At 63.9% G+C, this 770-nt stretch carries 1 protein-coding gene and 1 pseudogene; both read left to right on the top strand.

Annotation, left to right across the window (positions count from 1 at the left end; all coding sequences use genetic code 11):
* A partial coding sequence (locus BSZ14_RS18775; RefSeq protein ID WP_139330359.1) for a transposase domain-containing protein occupies positions 1-117 on the top strand: 117 nt, incomplete at its 5' end.
* Between the two features lie 485 nt (positions 118-602).
* A pseudogene (locus BSZ14_RS20135) lies at positions 603-770 on the top strand (IS21 family transposase); the annotation flags it as partial.

Raw genomic sequence — 770 nt, 5'->3', positions numbered from 1 at the left:
CGCGTCGACCCACAGGCCTGGCTGACCGACACTCTCAAGCGCCTTGCGGGCGGCCACCGCATCAATGCACTCGGCGACCTCATGCCATGGGCATACGCCGCCCGCGTGGTGCGTTAACAGCGCTTACGCTGAAGCTACGGCTCGCTCATCATCTCGCGTCGAATCTCTTTCATAGGATCACGCACAGGGTTTCCCCCTGGCCTCCGCAGGGGACGGCGATCGTCATCGAAGGTCTGACGAATGCAGATCAGTAGGGCGATGCTGCCTGAGCAAATAGCGGCCTTTCTGCGATTGATGAGCGTCCGCTTTCTAGGGGTGGTTGGGGACCTCTGAATGACCGCAAATTGGGTCTCGACCGCCTCAGCGGCCCGCTGGTAAGCGAGCGCACGCCCAAACGACTGCTACCGTGATGGTGGGGTAGGGCTCGATGCCTGCGCCGCCGTCTCCTGCTACGCCTCTGAGTTTGGGCCGCAGTTTGCAAGAGGCTGTGGATCGGCGTGGAAAAGGGACCCCGGCAGCGGGGTGATCGGCGTCGAAAAGGGACCCCTCATCCCGTTGGTCTAGGCTGTTCGCTTGGCGGTGTGTCAGGCGGCGAGATCGGGATGCTGGTATTGGAGAGGGTGTTGAGGATCCGGCGCGAGCACGCGTCGGGGAAGGCCATCAAGGCGATAGCGCGGGACCTGCACCTGTCGCGCAAGGTGGTGCGCAAGGCGATCCGGGCGCCGGAAGCGGACATGGGGTATCGGCGGGAGGTACAGCCGCTGCCGAAG

The sequence above is a fragment of the Sphingomonas sp. Sph1(2015) genome, from assembly GCF_001970915.1.
Classification (GTDB): domain Bacteria; phylum Pseudomonadota; class Alphaproteobacteria; order Sphingomonadales; family Sphingomonadaceae; genus Sphingomonas; species Sphingomonas parapaucimobilis.
This window is presented reverse-complemented; position numbering and strand designations above follow the sequence as displayed.